This is a genomic window from Pseudomonas saxonica, from assembly GCF_007858365.1.
Lineage (GTDB): Bacteria > Pseudomonadota > Gammaproteobacteria > Pseudomonadales > Pseudomonadaceae > Aquipseudomonas > Aquipseudomonas saxonica.
Window position 1 is genome coordinate 219,100 of the sequence record NZ_VFIO01000002.1, and the last position, 15,235, is coordinate 234,334.

Here is a 15,235-nt window from a genome sequence, read left to right on the forward strand (position 1 = left end):
CTCGTCGTTAGTCGTAAATTAAGAATAAAGGCCATTGCCGGGGCGCCTAAAGGGCCGCAAAGTCGATGGCTTGATAACGGTGTGCACTGATCCCGGCAAATGTCAGGAGATCGGGCAGTTGCTGGGCGAAACCTTGGTAGCTGTGATCACCGCCTGCCTGAATACGTAAGGTGCACGCCTTGTAGTACTGCTCAGCGTAGCGGTAGTCCAGGGTTTCATCGCCTGTTTGCAACCACACGTGATAACGCTGCGGGTCCTGAGGGGCTGGCACTTCAAGCTCGGCGAGGGCCGCCACGTGGTCGAGAGTCAGTTCCCAGGTTTCGCCGCTGTAATGGTTGGTTTGCGTACCCAGATAGCCGTCGAACATCCGATGCGGGCTGACGGCCGGGTTGATCAGCAAGGCCTTGAGGCCCAACTGTTCGGCCAGATACGTCGCATAGTAGCCGCCGAGCGAGCTGCCGACCAGCAGTGGCCTGCCAAGCTCATCGATTGCCGCCCGCAATTGGGCAAGTGCCTCACGTGGATGGTGGTGCAAAGCCGGCACATGCAATTGATGACCGAGGCCGATGCGTTGCATCACCGAGGCAAGCTGGCTGGCTTTCGTGGACTCGGGCGCACTGTTGAAACCGTGGATATACAAAATGGAACCGGACATGCAATCACTCCCGAGTACAGGTTAGCCAACGCTACATCAACAAAGACGCGCAGTTTAGCCTGACTCGGCATCTGGATATATCCGGTCTGCAACACTCAGTAATTATTGGCGCTGTAATCGGGCTCGAACGTGAAATCTGCTAGCCGCGAGATACCCGTCTGCACATCGCCATCCGGCAGCAGGCGCAACCAACGATAACCCGGCGCCTGGTTGCTGACCTTGAAGTCCGTGCTGCCTGGCTCGAACTGAAGACAGGTTGAGGGGGTGGCCAATAGCCTCACATCGTTGCGCTGCTGATCAAATGCTTGGTGCACATGCCCCCACAGCACCACTCGCACCTGCGGAAAGCGGTCAACGACGGACCAGAACGCAGTGGCATTGTGCAAACTGATTCCGTTCATCCACTCACAGCCGATAGGCACGGGGTGGTGGTGCAGGCAAACCAGATGATGACGCTCGGGCGCCTCACTCAGGGCTTGGGCGAGCAGTTGCAGTTGATCGTCTTCCAGGTAGCCGTGAGCTTTGCCGGCAACAGACGAGTTGAGCAGCGTAATGCGCCAATTGCCAATATCGACCACAGGCTCCAGCAAACGGCTTTGCACGGCGGCTTCGGCCATGGGGGCGAGGTCATCGTGATTGCCAGGCAGCCAGCGCGCAGAGGCTGCAAGCGCTTGAGTCATCTGACGAAAGCGCTGATAGGCCTCAACGGTTGAGTCCTGAGTCAGATCGCCCGTTGCCAATAGCAGGTCGATCCGGGGTTGTTCGACGCGCACAAGATCGATGACCCGTTGCAAGCTTTCAGCCGTTTTAAGCCCCAGCAGCGACCCGTCTGTGTCGGCAAACAAATGGCTGTCTGTCAGTTGCACCAGCAGCACCGGATCGTCGGTGGTCAGCGTGGAGACATTCGGCAAGGGGATTTCTCCGGAGCACGTTTATAAAAAGAGCGAAGACATGCAATAAATCGTTATCGGACTTGCGCGTATTCATGACCGCAGGTCAGGCAATGACTGAGCCACTCGCCCAAAAAGATATTGAGCTGGGCCTTTTCATCAGGCTGATGCATGGCCACGTTGGGGTAAGGATAAATACTGCGAAAACGCCGCGCATGCTCTGCGCCGATCACTTCGGCCATGCGCGCATCGTGGTAAACCTGCACCTGCAATTCCGGCACGGGCAACCAGGGCAAACTGTGTTCCTGGCGCACGCGCAGGGTGCTGGTGTACGGGCAGTCGAGCATCACTTCAAGGGTCAGGACGCCGAGCATCTGGTCGCCCTGAGTCACCGCAATTCGCCGCGCGCTGGGCTGTTCACGCATATCGGGCAACAAGCGCATCAAGCGTGCAAAGTTAGCCTCGCAGGCGGCCTGCAAGCCAATCAAATCGACCCTGTATCGATCACGTCGCGCCGTTACTGCCATAACCCCCTCACTTCAGCGCGATTAAGCGCCAGCCATTGCAGGGCAATAATGCTCGCTGCATTGGAAATACGTCCATCCCGTACTGCTTGAAGCGCATCTTCGTACGCCCAAACCGTCACTCGAATATCTTCGGCCTCTTCTTCCAGTCCATGCAAGCCGCCCACGCCTTCAGTGCTGCAACGGCCCAGGTACAAATGGACAAATTCGGTGCTGCCGCCTGGCGACGGGAAATAGCGCGTGATAGGCCATAGCGACGTAAACGTCAGCCCCGCCTCTTCTTCGCCTTCGCGGTGAGCCACTTCTTCGGGCTCTTCAGCCTTGTCGATCAGCCCGGCGACCAGTTCGATCAACCACGGGGTATCGGTCTTGCCCATCGCACCGACGCGGAACTGTTCGATCAGCACCACTTCATCGCGTTGCGGGTCATAGGGCAGCACACACACGGCATCGTGGCGCACAAACACTTCGCGACTGATCTCACGGCTCATGCCGCCGGCAAACAATTCATGGCGCAGGTGTACACGATCGAGCTTGTAGAAGCCTTTGAAGCATTCTTCGCGTTTTACGACCTCGACAGCGCTGGGCGTGGCGCGGGTGATATCAGTCATTGCAAACCTCTGGCTGGCGAATTCTTACCGGGGCGAACCCCAAGCATCGCGCATCCTAACGCGCCTGAGGTTCAGCATGTAGCCTCTTTTTTGCCACAGGGATAGACGGATCGCCTGCAAACCCTCTCTAATTGACTGGCTTAAGCTTAGTGTCGAACTGACGCCTTTGTTGGCAGTCGAACACGCATAATTTCACCTTTTATTCGTTAATGAAGGACGACCATGTCGCTTTTAAAATTTGCCTCCATGGCGTGTATAGCCCTGACACTGGGCGCTTGCCAGAGTGTTTTCCAGCCCAAGCCAATGGCATTCACCCAGGACGCTTCGGAGCAGGTCAAGACAGGTTGCGAGGGCCAGGATTGCCCGCTGGTGAATATTGACACTTTGCACTTTGCCAATGCGCCGCAGCTCGACGCTCTGATCGAAAAGCGCCTGCTGCAAATGACCGTGAACTCGCCTGACGAGAAACTGGCGCCGTCACTGGATGCCTACCGCGAGCAGTTTCTGCGCACCGCGCAGCCTCGCAACAGCACCTACTTGCAGGCCAAAGTACGCGAACAGCATGACGACCTGGTGGTGATCGAGCTGTCCAGCTACCTGGACACCGGCGGCGCACACGGTATGCCGGGTCGCGGGTTCATCAACTACTCGCGCACCGCCCAGAAAGAAGTGACCTTGCAGGACATGCTGCTGCCGGGGCAGGAGCAAGCCTTCTGGGGCGCGGCCAAAGTGGCTCATAACAACTGGCTGATCAAAACCCACTACGGCAGCGACCCGGAATACGTGAAGAACTGGCCTTTCCAGAAAACGCCGAACGTGGCCCTGCTCAAAGACAACGTGGTGCTTAAATACGACGTGTACAGCATTGCACCGTATTCCGAAGGGCATGTTGAGCTGAGCATCCCTTACTCGCGCCTGCGCGGGATTTTGAAGCCGGAGTGGGTTCCAGCGCAGGGTTAAACCTGAGCGACCCTCACCCCAACCCTCTCCCAGAGGGAGAGGGGGCTGATTTGCAGTGTGCTTGAGGCCGTGCTCGGTCAGTCCCCTCTCCCTCCGGGAGATAGGTGGTGAGGGGCTTTTAGCGTTGACGCCCCAACACCCACTGCAACGCCCCCGCCAGTAACAGGGCCGGCAAGGTCGCGCCCACATCCGGCAGCAGATTGGCCAGCACGTGATACGTCACCACCCCGCCCAACCAGGCCAGTAACGCCGAACCGCTAAATAACGTGGGCGCCACCTGAACACTGCGTTTACGCACGATAAAGTGGTCCACCAGCACCACGCCAAACAACGGCGCAAACACTGAGCCAATCAACAGCAGAAAGTTCTGGTACTGCGCCAGCGGCGCGAAACAGGCAATCAAAGTGCAGATAACACCGATGATCAACGCCAAGTGTTCAACCTTCAACCGCAGCAACAACCCACTGGAGACCGCCGCCGAGTGAATATCGGCAAAGGCGTTTTCAGACTCGTCCAGCAGAATCAGCAATAACGGAATCCCCAACCCGGCCCCGGCCAGCGCCAGCAATAGGGCATTGACTTCACCGCTCGGCGCGAACGCCAGGGTGTAGGCCACACCCAAACTCATCAGCCAGAAGTTGCCAATCAAAAAGCCCAGCGCGGTGCCGCCAAACACACTTTTGGCGCGCTTACCGAAACGTGAATAGTCGGCAATCAAGGGCAACCACGACAGCGGCATGGCGATGGCAATATCAAAGCCCACGGCAAAGGGTAGCGAACCATCACCCTTTTGCGCCCACAGCGCAGGCAAGTCAGCTTTGCTGAAGAGGTTCCAGGTCAGCCACAGGCACGCGCCCAACAATAGCCAGATACCCCATTTGCGCAGAATTTTACGCACAAAGGTCAGCGGCCCACTGACTGCCAGCAAAGTTGCCAGAGCACCGAAGAACACCGTCCATAACAATGGCTGGCTCCACAGGCTGGTGTCACTGAATGCCCGCGCACCCAGCAGGCTGGCGGCGTCACGCATGACAATGATTTCAAACGAACCCCAACCGATCAGTTGCAGTACGTTAAGCAATGCCGGGAGCATTGCACCACGGCTGCCCAGACTGAGTTTAAGCGCGGCCATGGACGACAGGCCGGTGTCGCTGCCGACCACGCCCACCGACGCCAGCAACGACACGCCCACAAGCGTACCGAGAAAGATTGCCAACAATGAACCCGATAGCCCCAGACCTGGCGCCAGTAGCGCGCCGGTCTGCAACACCATCAAGCCAATGCCGAGGGAAAACCACAGAGAAAACAGATCTCGACCGCCGAGGACCCGCTGACTGGCAGGTACCGCGACGTCCGGTGAGTAAGTATTGGGTGTGTTCAAGGCATGAATCTCAAGGAGAGCAGGATAAACACTTATCTCGTAGCAGCTGCCAAAGGCGGCGTCCGATTGCGAAGCGATCGTAAAACCTGAAAATGCGGTCTAACAGATGTTCCGCGATCTCTGAATTTACGACGGCTAAGCCGCCGAACGCAGCCTTCGGCAGCTGCTACGGAGTTTGCGGTTTAGATCACACTTTTTTGTAGAGCTGGCTGCCTTCTTGCTTGAAGCGCTCTGCTTGCTCGGCCAAACCTTTGGCCACGTCGACGTCGATGGCCTCGATACGCTGGTTGGCCGCGTAAATACGCACTTCCTGTGTGATTTTCATCGAGCAGAATTTCGGACCGCACATGGAACAGAAATGCGCGACCTTGGCCGAGTCTTTAGGCAAGGTTTCGTCGTGGTACGAACGCGCGGTGTCCGGATCAAGGCCCAGATTGAACTGGTCTTCCCAACGAAACTCGAAACGCGCCTTGCTCAGGGCGTTGTCACGGATTTGCGCACCGGGATGGCCTTTGGCCAAGTCGGCGGCGTGGGCCGCAATCTTGTAGGTGATAATCCCGGTCTTGACGTCATCTTTGTTCGGCAAGCCCAAGTGCTCTTTAGGCGTCACGTAGCAGAGCATGGCGCAACCAAACCAACCGATCATCGCCGCGCCAATGCCCGAAGTGATGTGGTCGTATCCCGGCGCAATGTCGGTGGTCAGCGGGCCGAGGGTGTAGAACGGCGCCTCGTCGCAGCACTCAAGCTGCTTGTCCATGTTCTCTTTGATCAACTGCATTGGCACATGGCCCGGGCCTTCGATCATGCATTGCACGTCGTGCTTCCAGGCGATTTTGGTCAGTTCACCGAGGGTTTCCAGTTCACCGAACTGCGCCGCGTCATTGGCGTCGGCGATCGAGCCGGGCCGCAAGCCGTCACCCAGCGAGAAACTGACATCGTAGGCCTTCATGATTTCGCAGATGTCATCGAAATGGGTGTAGAGGAAGTTCTCTTTGTGGTGCGCCAGGCACCACTTGGCCATGATCGAGCCACCACGGGAGACAATGCCGGTCACACGCTTGGCGGTCAGCGGCACATAGCGCAGCAAGACGCCGGCATGAATGGTGAAGTAGTCAACGCCCTGCTCGGCCTGTTCGATCAGGGTGTCGCGGAACAATTCCCACGTCAGGTCTTCGGCCACGCCGTTAACCTTTTCCAGTGCCTGATAAATCGGCACGGTACCGATCGGTACGGGAGAGTTGCGGATGATCCATTCGCGGGTTTCGTGAATATGCTTGCCGGTGGACAAGTCCATGACCGTGTCCGAGCCCCAGCGAATGCCCCAGGTCAGTTTGGCCACTTCCTCTTCGATGGAAGAACCCAGTGCACTGTTGCCGATATTGCCGTTGATCTTCACCAGAAAGTTACGGCCGATGATCATCGGTTCCAGCTCAACGTGGTTGATGTTGGCCGGAATAATTGCACGACCACGGGCGATTTCATCGCGCACGAATTCGGCGGTGATTTCTTTAGGGATATTGGCGCCGAAGCTGTGGCCTGCGTGCTGCTGGTCGAGCAGACCAGCTGCGCGGGCTTCCTGCAATTTCATGTTTTCGCGGATAGCGACGTATTCCATTTCCGCCGTGATGATGCCCTGACGCGCGTAGTGCATCTGACTGACGTTGGCGCCCGCCTTGGCCCGACGTGGGTTCTTCACGTGGGCGAAACGCAGTTTGGTCAATTCAGCGTCTTCAAGACGCATTTGGCCAAAATTCGAACTCAGGCCCGGCAAACGCTCGGTGTCGTTGCGGTCATCAATCCACGCTGAACGCACATCGCCCAGCCCTTTGCGCACATCAATCTGCACAGACGGGTCGGTATACGGGCCGGAGGTGTCGTAGATCAATACCGGGGCATTCACTTCGCCCCCAAAATCGGTGGGCGTGACATCCAGGCTGACTTCACGCATCGGCACCAGAATGTCAGGGCGCGAACCTTGTACGTAGACTTTTTGCGAGCGGGTAAACGGCTTGACCGACTGTTCATCGACCTTGGCCGAATCACTGAGGTTGATTGCGTTTTTTAGTTTTGTACTCATCACGGCTCTCCAGACTGCATCCAGGCGGATTGTCGGAGGAAGAACCTGAAAAAAGCACGGATGCACCCCATGGCTGGGTGCTGAGTGACGGCCTCGAACAACTGATCATTTTTTGATCAACTGATCCCGGACAGCACTCAAGAGGACTCGCCGGGAGACGAGAAATCTTGTTCCCTACGCAGGCGTTAACCTGATCAGGTTCAACGGGATCCGAAATTATTCGATCTCAGCCTCATAGCAAGGCACCCCGACAAGAACGTGGCCAGTCTAGGGGAGTGGTAAGTATTTTGCTACACGTTGCCAGCTACAAGCGGCAAGCTTTAGAAGTTGATCCAACTTGTAGCTTGCAACTCGCAACTTGCAGCTGCCCTCTATCTACAAAACTACTACACTCGCTACGTCTTGAAACCGCGAGTCGGACTCGGGCCATCATTTTTCGCACTCTTGAACTAGGGATCGCTCATGCTGCGCAAACTATCACTGGCAATCGCCGTGTCTTGGGCGACCAGCGCAATGGCTCTGGACACCATTGCCCCGTTGTCCAGCCAAAACGGCCTGGTCAGCGTTTACCACGAAGCGGTCGACAACAACGCTGATCTGGCCGCTGCCCGCGCCGATTACGCGGCACAAAAGGAAGTGGTGCCACAGGCCCGCGCCGGTTTGCTGCCTAACTTGTCCGGTGGCGCCGAGTCCAGCAATGTGCGCACCGCCATTGACCAGCCCTCGCTGACCACCAACCGCAGTGCGATGGTGTATCAGGCAACGTTGGCACAGCCGCTGTTCCGGATTGATCGCTGGTTCCAGTTGAAAGCCGCCGAATCGATTAATGAGCAGGCTGCTTTGCAACTGTCGGCGACCGAACAGAATTTGATTCTGCAATCGGCCAATGCCTATTACTCGGTATTGCGCGCCCAGGACACGCTCGCCGCCACCAAGGCTGAAGAAGAAGCCTTCAAGCGCCAGCTGGACCAGTCTCGAGAACGCTTTGACGTGGGCCTGTCGGACAAGACCGACGTGCTGCAATCCCAGGCCAGTTACGACACCGCACGCGCCAACCGGATGCTGGCTCAGCGTCAGGTGGAAGATGCCTTTGAAGCACTGGTGACGCTCACCAACCGCCAATACAACTCGATTGAAGGCATGCGCCACACCTTGCCGATTCTGCCGCCATCACCCAACAACGCCAAATTGTGGGTCGACACCGCCGGGCAGCAGAACCTTCAACTGCTTGCCAGCAACTATGCGGTGGATGCAGCAGAAGAAACCCTCAAGCAGCGCAAGGCCGGCCACGCGCCGACGCTTGATGCCGTGGTGCAGTATAAAACCGGCGATAACGATGCCTTTGGTCTGAGCAACCCCAATGCCCTCAACCAGCGTTATGGGGGTGACGTATCGCAACGCAGCATTGGCGTGCAACTGAATATCCCGATCTACAGCGGCGGGCTGACCAGCTCACAAGTGCGTGAGTCTTATTCCCGTCTGGATCAGACCGAGCAACAGCGCGAGCAATTGCGCCGCCAAGTGGTCGAAAACACGCGTAATTATTTCCGCGCGGTCAACACCGACGTTGAGCAGGTCTCGGCACGCAAACAGTCGATCATCTCCAACCAGAGCGCACTGGAAGCCACCGAAATTGGCTATCAGGTCGGTACACGCAACATCGTTGACGTCCTCGACGCCCAGCGCCAGTTGTACAACTCGGTGCGCGACTATAACAACAGCCGCTATGACTACATCCTCGACAACCTGCGACTCAAACAGGCAGCTGGCACGTTGAACCCCGGCGATCTGCAAGCCTTGGCTCAGTATTTGAAAGCGGACTACAACCCGGACAAAGACTTCCTGCCACCCGACCTTGCCAAAGCGGCTGAAGCCAACTTTCGCTCGCCGGGCAACTGAAGCGCTGATTTCTTCGCAGCAAGCGCAGAGTCACCATAACCCGCTACCACCGTTCCTTGAGAGCACCAGAGGTTAATACGACATCACGGTCGTTTGACCTCTTGGAACTCAGTACAGGAACACTCATGCCTACCTCAACCTCACAGCAAGTTGTGCCCCCGGAAAATGCCGTGCGTGCGCAATTCAGCGGTTCGCCGACACTCGAATCCGTCACTCAACAACTGCTCGCCGATGCCATAGCCCAGCAATACCCGTCACTTGTGATTGACCTCGATCACACCCGACTTGCCACCCCTCAACCGATGGGTGGATGGACACTTGAACCGTTCATGGCAAGGGTCAAGCAGTTCCTGGGCAGCGGAACAGACCTTGATTTCAGCCCGATTTACGGCGAATCCTACTATTTAAGCGATCAACACTACGCATGGCTCACTCTGCAAGAGGGTGAACTGGATATGAAGGTCATTGAAAAGCTAGTCAAAGAACTCGCCTGGCGTTTACCCATTGGCCTGCAAGACGCGCTGAACGAGTTCTGGGGGCAAGATTGCGGAGCTGGCGGTAATCGCTGGAGCTGGCTAAGTGATGTTATTAAAGACATCCAAACCATTCGTGCACTTCAACAACCCGACCTGAATAAAGAGATACTTCAAGCCATTAGCCAAGTGATCAACGCGCCGGTGCGCGAGGATCGAATACGCCTGTATCAGGACAATGCGGTTAGGGCTTACTGGATTAAGGTTTCATTGATTAGCGCTGGCGTCATGAGTTCAGGGTTAAGTGCGCGCATTGCATTGGCTACCCGGGATCGGGTTTTTGTGTTCCAGCCCAACGGCAGAACCCGCACCTATAAAGACATTGACGCCCTTAGCCAGAGCTGGAGTGCAGGCGTCAAGCGCCGTTATGCCGCAGAAGAAATCCGGCTCACACGCTTTGAGCTTGAAGGCAATGTATTTGAGGCCAGCGCCGCCGCCATCCTCAATCAACAACTGGAACGCATCGGCTTGTTGAATCTGCCCGCCAGCATTGGATGGCAAGCGCTGGACAATGTGTATAGGGATATCATCGACACCGCAGCACTGTTCGAAGATTCACCACAAGCCAATCTCGATACACTTGAAACACTCAAAACTCAACTGCCCGACTGGCTGGCCAATGCCTCCCTTGGGGATCAAGCGCTCTATCGCCAATACAGTTTGTCACTGTCCGCAACCAAAAAAATCAACAAAGGGCAGACTTATCTCTACGGCATTACCGATCTGCACACCTATGCCGTCGATGTACTTCGCGAGCAAATGCGAGCCGACCAGTTACGACTCGAACTGAACACCGACAAGCATGTATCGGATGCCGTACTGGACCCCGAGGCGCTTGAGCTGACGTTTACCACAGCAACAGGTTTGCCAGATGCAGTGGGCATCATAGAGTCAACGGCCATGAGCCTGACCGAATTGGCGTTGAACAATCTGAAGGGACGCCCCAAAGGCAGCGTGAGACTGCGTCATCGCTATGGATTAACGCTACCTGACTGGCTCACAACCGACTACATCACGCGCCGAAATGGGCTGATTGAACAGGTGAATATTGGCAAAGCGTATCCCGAGAGGCTGGAGGATCTACTGCTCAGCAGTTCGGCGCTAAGCACGCGTGAAAAGATATTCGCCGAACACCTGAGCGCGCAACTGCCCCTGGAAGCACTGGAACACAGCCTTAAAAAAGAAAACGGTGTGACCGCTCAGGGCGCGCGGTATGTCGCAGCATTGGTACAACCGGGAACCAGTGACAGGGTCGTCGACGAAAACATCATCGTCATTCGCCACTTGGCGCTGGTGCGTAAACACGAGGCGTTGCCTGATGTCGTGGCTAACATGTTCATCATTGAGCCCCAGGACGTAGAGCAAGGACCGCACCTGCTTTACCGCCCCTTTTACGCCCAGTCATTACTGGAATACCCCACCCGCGCCGCACTGCTGGACGCTATTGCGCAACCGGGTGAGTTGCAAAAGAGCGTATTGACCTGGTTAAGCGACCGTGCACGTCCCGTTTATGATTATGGCGGCTTCAAAGAACCGCATATCGTGCATTTCACGCTCGGCGATGAGTTCGCACCGATTGATACGCCAGCCCCTGCGCAGCTGGCGACTAATGGCACCAGCAATGAATTGATGCAATATCTGGCGAACGGCCAACTGATGCTGTTTCTGTATGGCAGCAATGCCAGAGGACTGGTGGAACAAGCCAATGCAGAGTCCGTTTCCAACAGTGAAAGTCGCTGGGCAGTACTCCTTGAAGGTGCCAGTCTGATTTTTAACAGCTTGCTGTTGCTCCCGGAACTGCCCCGCCCCCTCATGCTTACAGCCGGCCTCAAAAGTTTGGCAGAACTGGCCGTCAGGAACATTCCAGCACTGGCCAGTCCCGATAAGGCCGTGCGCGAAAATGCGGCAGCAGATGTTCTGATCAACCTGAGCCTGCTGCTGTTTCACCCGATTCTGGATGCTCTGCCACGCCTCACAAAATTGCCGCCAGGCCTGAAGTCCAGCATCATGCGGCCCTTTGCCCCCCCACATTTCAAGGAGAACTGGCCCGCTTCCCCTCCACCCCTGATCGATGCGGGGCTGGTGGCGCTGCCGGGGGTATTCCCCAACACCGAAAGTACCCCGGTCGACTTCAGCTTCGCCAGTGCCCGCAACCAGCTGACACCCAGCCAACGGGAACGTCTGGCGGGTTTTAAAGCGACTCCCCCGCAGCCTCTACCGCCCGCACAACCCAATGGTCTGCACAAAGGGCTTTATCGCTTTGATGACAAGTGGCACGTACTGATTGGGGAAGACCTTTTCCCCGTGGACGTGGACCCTAGTGGCGCAGCCGTGATCGTCAGCGCTTCGGACACCAGTCTGTACGGCCCCGGTGTAAAACCAGACGGTCGAGGCAAATGGTCGTTGGATCTGCGACTGCGCCTGCAAGGTGGTATGCCGCCCCGGCGGATCGCCTCCCGCCAGCGAGAAAATGAAGCACGAATCCTTGAACTGAGGGGTGAGCTGAACGATTTTTATGCAGCAGAAGAATCGCTGTTCAGAAAGGTTAAAGTCACCTCCGAAGCGCTTCAATCTGCCTCAGCGGACCTACGTTTCCCACGGGCGCAGATTGCATCCCTGCGAGAAAGGCTCAACACAGCGTTGCAGGAACAACTGAATGCTTACTTAAAAATGCTCAACACCACAGAGGAGCGCATCCGGCTACATGTTCCTTTTACGACCTCCTCCTTAAACACGCTGCTTGAGAAAGCCTTCAATAACAGAGTCGTGGCCTTGTACCTGTCATCACTTGAGCGAAAAGCACTGACAGACAAATGGCCACAGTTCAGCACTCCCGGTCCCGAGCTTGACTGGGCGGGAGAGGACGACCCACAAGGCTTCAACCAGTTCCTTCACGAGTTGATAAGCCTCAACGGGCGCGCGATTGAGCGTGTTGAAAAAAGAAACTCATTGCTGGACGAGTTGTTTAACCAGGGCCCATCCGGCGTGACCTCTGCCACGCCCCTGCTCGAAGAAATTTCCAGAGAAGGTCTTACGCCGTTGAGCCTGAAAGCTGTTCAACTGAGTTGCCTTAAATTGGCCAGCACCAAAATACGGGTAGAAATCGCTGTTGAAGAAAGCTTGGACCATACGATCGATCCCCTTCAGGAACACGTGCAAACCCACAATGAACTCAACGTGCAGACGTTAGATAGCCACAAACGCCTCGAAGTCCTGGACAGCCTCGTGGAAAACTACGGTCAGGCGCTGGATGCTTTGCATGGCATCCGCATCGTGAACGCCGAGGACCTGGAGCCAGAATACTTCAATAAACTGGTGCAATTGCTGACAGAGCTTTACCAGGACGCCAGAACGTTACTGGCAGCCGAAATCAAACCTGAACCGAAAGCGCGAAAAAAGCCTCGTAGCCGTCCCTCCTCAGGGGGTACGCCCAAGAAGAAAGTCATCAGCGTAAAGGGTAGAGGCAAATTGATTGGCGAAATCAAACCCGCGGGTAAGGACTGGCCCATCGAGGTCATAGAAATACGCGATGGTTTCGAAAATAAATTGCTGTCGACTTACTCCCAGCATGGCGACGAATGGCGAGAAATCAAAGAAGCGGTGCGCCCTGTCACGGCCCCCTCACGCGCACTCAGCCTCATCAAGGGTGAAGCCCGCAAACTCTATCGCTTGTATGACGAAAATCTGTTCAAAGCCCGAGAGTTTCAAAAGCTCTGCCGGTATCCGGTAGAAATTGAAGAGCTGTTCACTAATGAAGGCAAAAAACTCGACAAACTGGCAACCGAAATGGACGTCGCCATGCAGAGTATCCCTGCCGAATCCCGCCGAGCCGATGATGTGTCACTGGTGGACAACATGCGCACAGCAGCCCGTAACTTTTTCAGCGAGGGCAAGGCTTTTCGTACTCAATTAAGCAGGGAACTCCCGCCCACCCACAGCAACCTTCAATATCTGCTTGGCGAGAACCTTGTACAAATTGCAGGTCTTGGGAAGCGCATCAAGTTACAAGGACCACGCCAAGACTTTATCCAGGAATACGCCGTCAATGACAGGGGAGGTTTTACGCTGTGGTATGCCCATTTTCACTACGCCGAAGCCCGAACACCAAAGCTCGAATTTGAAGTCGCTCACCTTAAAACAAAGGAACAGCGCAAATTGAGCTATTACTCGCAATTGGCGGACGCGCGTAGCGAGCAAGCGGTTGTCGATGTGCACTATGGCCGGATCGGCAAGGAGCTGGCTGAACGCTGGTTTCTGCCTTTGGCGGGTGATGAATAGCCCTGTTTAACTCGATGACTCAAGGTGGCAATAAGCGCCCCAAAGCATTCAGTAAACGTTGAAGTGCGCCTTGGTTGGCCTGCATTACCTTCAGGCCCGCCTCGGCCATTCGGTGGGCGTCTTGCGGCAGCTCAAACAAGCGCTGCACCGCCAAGGCCAAGCCTTGGGCATCTTCCACTTCCAGCAACGCACCGGCATCGCGTAACAACGCAGCGATGTCGAGGAAATTGAACAGATGCGGTCCGCTCAACACAGGCAAGCCCAAGGCGGCGGGCTCCAGCAGGTTGTGCCCGCCGTTGGGCACCAGACTGCCGCCGACAAAGGCGCTGTCTGCCAATGCATAGAGAAACAGCAACTCGCCCATGGTGTCGCCCAGCATAACCTGCGTTAGAGGGGTCACTGCGTCGCCACTGGAGCGGCGCACCGTGGCAAAACCTTCCCGCTGGCACAGCTCAAACACCGCGTTAAACCGCTCGGGATGACGCGGCACCAGAATCAATAGCGCATCAGGGTAACTGACCCGTAACTGCCGATGAGCCGCGAGCACGATTGAGTCTTCACCTTCGTGGGTACTGGCGGCGATCCAGACAGGACGGGCTTGTGCCTGCCAGTGTTCGCGCAATGCCCGGGCCTTGACCACCAACTGCGGATCAATACTCAAATCGAACTTGATGGACCCTGTCACCTCAACGCACTCAAGACGCGCGCCGAGCTCACGGAATCGTTGCGCTTCAGCTTCTGTCTGCACGGCGATGAGGCTCATTTCCTCAAGCATCGGGCGAGTCAGTTTGGCAAACCGTGCGTAGCCTTTAGCCGAACGGGCCGACAGCCGCGCATTGGCCAGCGCCACCGGAATGCCTCGTTTTGCGCATTGGTGAATATGATTGGGCCACAACTCGGTTTCCATGATGACGGCCAGTATCGGCTGCACGCGATCCAAAAAGCGCGCCGCCGCCCAAGGCAAGTCATACGGCAGGTAGCAATGCTGGATTCGCGGCTCATCGGCAAACAGGGCCCGAATGCGTTCTGATCCAGTGGGCGTCATGCAGGTCACTGTAATGGGCAACTGCGGGTAACGCTTGAGCAGCGCACGAATCATGGGCGCGGCGGCGATGCTTTCGCCCACGGATACCGCATGAACCCAAATTCCGCCCGGCTGCATAACCGGCAGATTGAGGGCGAAGCGTTCACCGATACGTTTGGCATACGCTGGCGCCTTGCGCGCCCGTAGCCACAACCGAATCGCCACCAATGGCAGCCCCAGATGAAACAGCAAGGTGTAGAGGGTTCTATTCATGGGCGCAGAGTTTACTTGAAAACGGGCGTTACGATGATGGCGCTTGATGGGCAGTCGTATTGTCGGAACGGCCCCTGAACAGGTCGCAATTAAAACCCGTACAGACTTTTACAAACACTAGACTGCCTTG

10 protein-coding genes and 1 riboswitch are annotated in these 15,235 nt (G+C 56.3%); of the genes, 3 read left to right on the top strand and 7 right to left on the bottom strand.

Going from position 1 to position 15,235, the window contains the following annotated elements; all coding sequences use genetic code 11:
* Positions 1–46 precede the first annotated feature (46 nt).
* From FJD38_RS08160 to FJD38_RS08175, 4 genes are all read right to left on the bottom strand, one after another.
* Complete coding sequence (locus tag FJD38_RS08160) at positions 47–655, bottom strand: YqiA/YcfP family alpha/beta fold hydrolase (RefSeq protein WP_122785102.1); 609 nt, start codon at positions 653–655, stop codon at positions 47–49.
* A gap of 95 nt (positions 656–750) precedes the next feature.
* Positions 751–1,566, bottom strand: coding sequence for a 3',5'-cyclic-AMP phosphodiesterase (gene cpdA / locus FJD38_RS08165; protein WP_146384792.1), 816 nt, complete (start codon positions 1,564–1,566; stop codon positions 751–753).
* Between the two features lie 53 nt (positions 1,567–1,619).
* Positions 1,620–2,072 carry a DUF1249 domain-containing protein gene (locus FJD38_RS08170; protein ID WP_122785104.1) on the bottom strand — a complete coding sequence of 151 codons (453 nt, stop codon included), beginning with the start codon at positions 2,070–2,072 and terminating at the stop codon, positions 1,620–1,622.
* Positions 2,063–2,680 (bottom strand): NUDIX domain-containing protein, encoded by a 618-nt coding sequence (locus FJD38_RS08175; RefSeq protein ID WP_122785105.1) that lies wholly within the window; start codon positions 2,678–2,680, stop codon positions 2,063–2,065. Before FJD38_RS08175 ends, FJD38_RS08170 begins: the two co-directional genes overlap by 10 nt.
* A 222-nt stretch (positions 2,681–2,902) precedes the next feature.
* Between FJD38_RS08175 and FJD38_RS08180 the strand changes: the two genes are divergently transcribed.
* Positions 2,903–3,640, top strand: a complete 738-nt coding sequence (locus tag FJD38_RS08180) for an RsiV family protein (RefSeq protein ID WP_122785106.1) — start codon at positions 2,903–2,905, stop codon at positions 3,638–3,640.
* A 118-nt stretch (positions 3,641–3,758) separates the two neighbouring features.
* Here the strand turns inward: FJD38_RS08180 and cytX are convergent, their stop codons facing one another.
* Positions 3,759–5,021, bottom strand: a complete 1,263-nt coding sequence (gene cytX / locus FJD38_RS08185; protein WP_208727505.1) for a putative hydroxymethylpyrimidine transporter CytX — start codon at positions 5,019–5,021, stop codon at positions 3,759–3,761.
* Positions 5,022–5,208: 187 nt separating this feature from the next.
* Positions 5,209–7,098 (bottom strand): phosphomethylpyrimidine synthase ThiC, encoded by a 1,890-nt coding sequence (gene thiC, locus FJD38_RS08190; protein WP_122785108.1) that lies wholly within the window; start codon positions 7,096–7,098, stop codon positions 5,209–5,211.
* Between the two features lie 154 nt (positions 7,099–7,252).
* A riboswitch (TPP riboswitch) is annotated at positions 7,253–7,358 on the bottom strand.
* Positions 7,359–7,560: 202 nt separating this feature from the next.
* On the opposite strand from thiC, the gene FJD38_RS08195 reads away from it, so the two are divergent.
* Both FJD38_RS08195 and FJD38_RS08200 read left to right on the top strand, forming a co-directional pair.
* On the top strand, positions 7,561–8,997 hold the full coding sequence (locus FJD38_RS08195; protein ID WP_122785109.1) for a TolC family outer membrane protein: 1,437 nt from the start codon (positions 7,561–7,563) through the stop codon (positions 8,995–8,997).
* Between the two features lie 125 nt (positions 8,998–9,122).
* On the top strand, positions 9,123–13,808 hold the full coding sequence (locus FJD38_RS08200) for a dermonecrotic toxin domain-containing protein (protein WP_146384795.1): 4,686 nt from the start codon (positions 9,123–9,125) through the stop codon (positions 13,806–13,808).
* A gap of 19 nt (positions 13,809–13,827) precedes the next feature.
* Here FJD38_RS08200 and waaA read toward each other — a convergent pair whose 3' ends face one another.
* Entirely contained in the window at positions 13,828–15,105 is a 1,278-nt protein-coding gene (waaA, locus tag FJD38_RS08205; RefSeq protein ID WP_122785111.1) for a lipid IV(A) 3-deoxy-D-manno-octulosonic acid transferase, read from the bottom strand.
* Positions 15,106–15,235 lie beyond the last annotated feature (130 nt).

Coding starts and splice junctions, on each gene's coding strand:
- FJD38_RS08160 (WP_122785102.1), bottom strand. CDS start 655: ATGTCCGGTTCCATTTTGTATATCCACGGTTTCAACAGTGCGCCCGAG.
- FJD38_RS08170 (WP_122785104.1), bottom strand. CDS start 2,072: ATGGCAGTAACGGCGCGACGTGATCGATACAGGGTCGATTTGATTGGC.
- FJD38_RS08175 (WP_122785105.1), bottom strand. CDS start 2,680: ATGACTGATATCACCCGCGCCACGCCCAGCGCTGTCGAGGTCGTAAAA.
- FJD38_RS08180 (WP_122785106.1), top strand. CDS start 2,903: ATGTCGCTTTTAAAATTTGCCTCCATGGCGTGTATAGCCCTGACACTG.
- thiC (WP_122785108.1), bottom strand. CDS start 7,098: ATGAGTACAAAACTAAAAAACGCAATCAACCTCAGTGATTCGGCCAAG.
- FJD38_RS08195 (WP_122785109.1), top strand. CDS start 7,561: ATGCTGCGCAAACTATCACTGGCAATCGCCGTGTCTTGGGCGACCAGC.
- FJD38_RS08200 (WP_146384795.1), top strand. CDS start 9,123: ATGCCTACCTCAACCTCACAGCAAGTTGTGCCCCCGGAAAATGCCGTG.
- waaA (WP_122785111.1), bottom strand. CDS start 15,105: ATGAATAGAACCCTCTACACCTTGCTGTTTCATCTGGGGCTGCCATTG.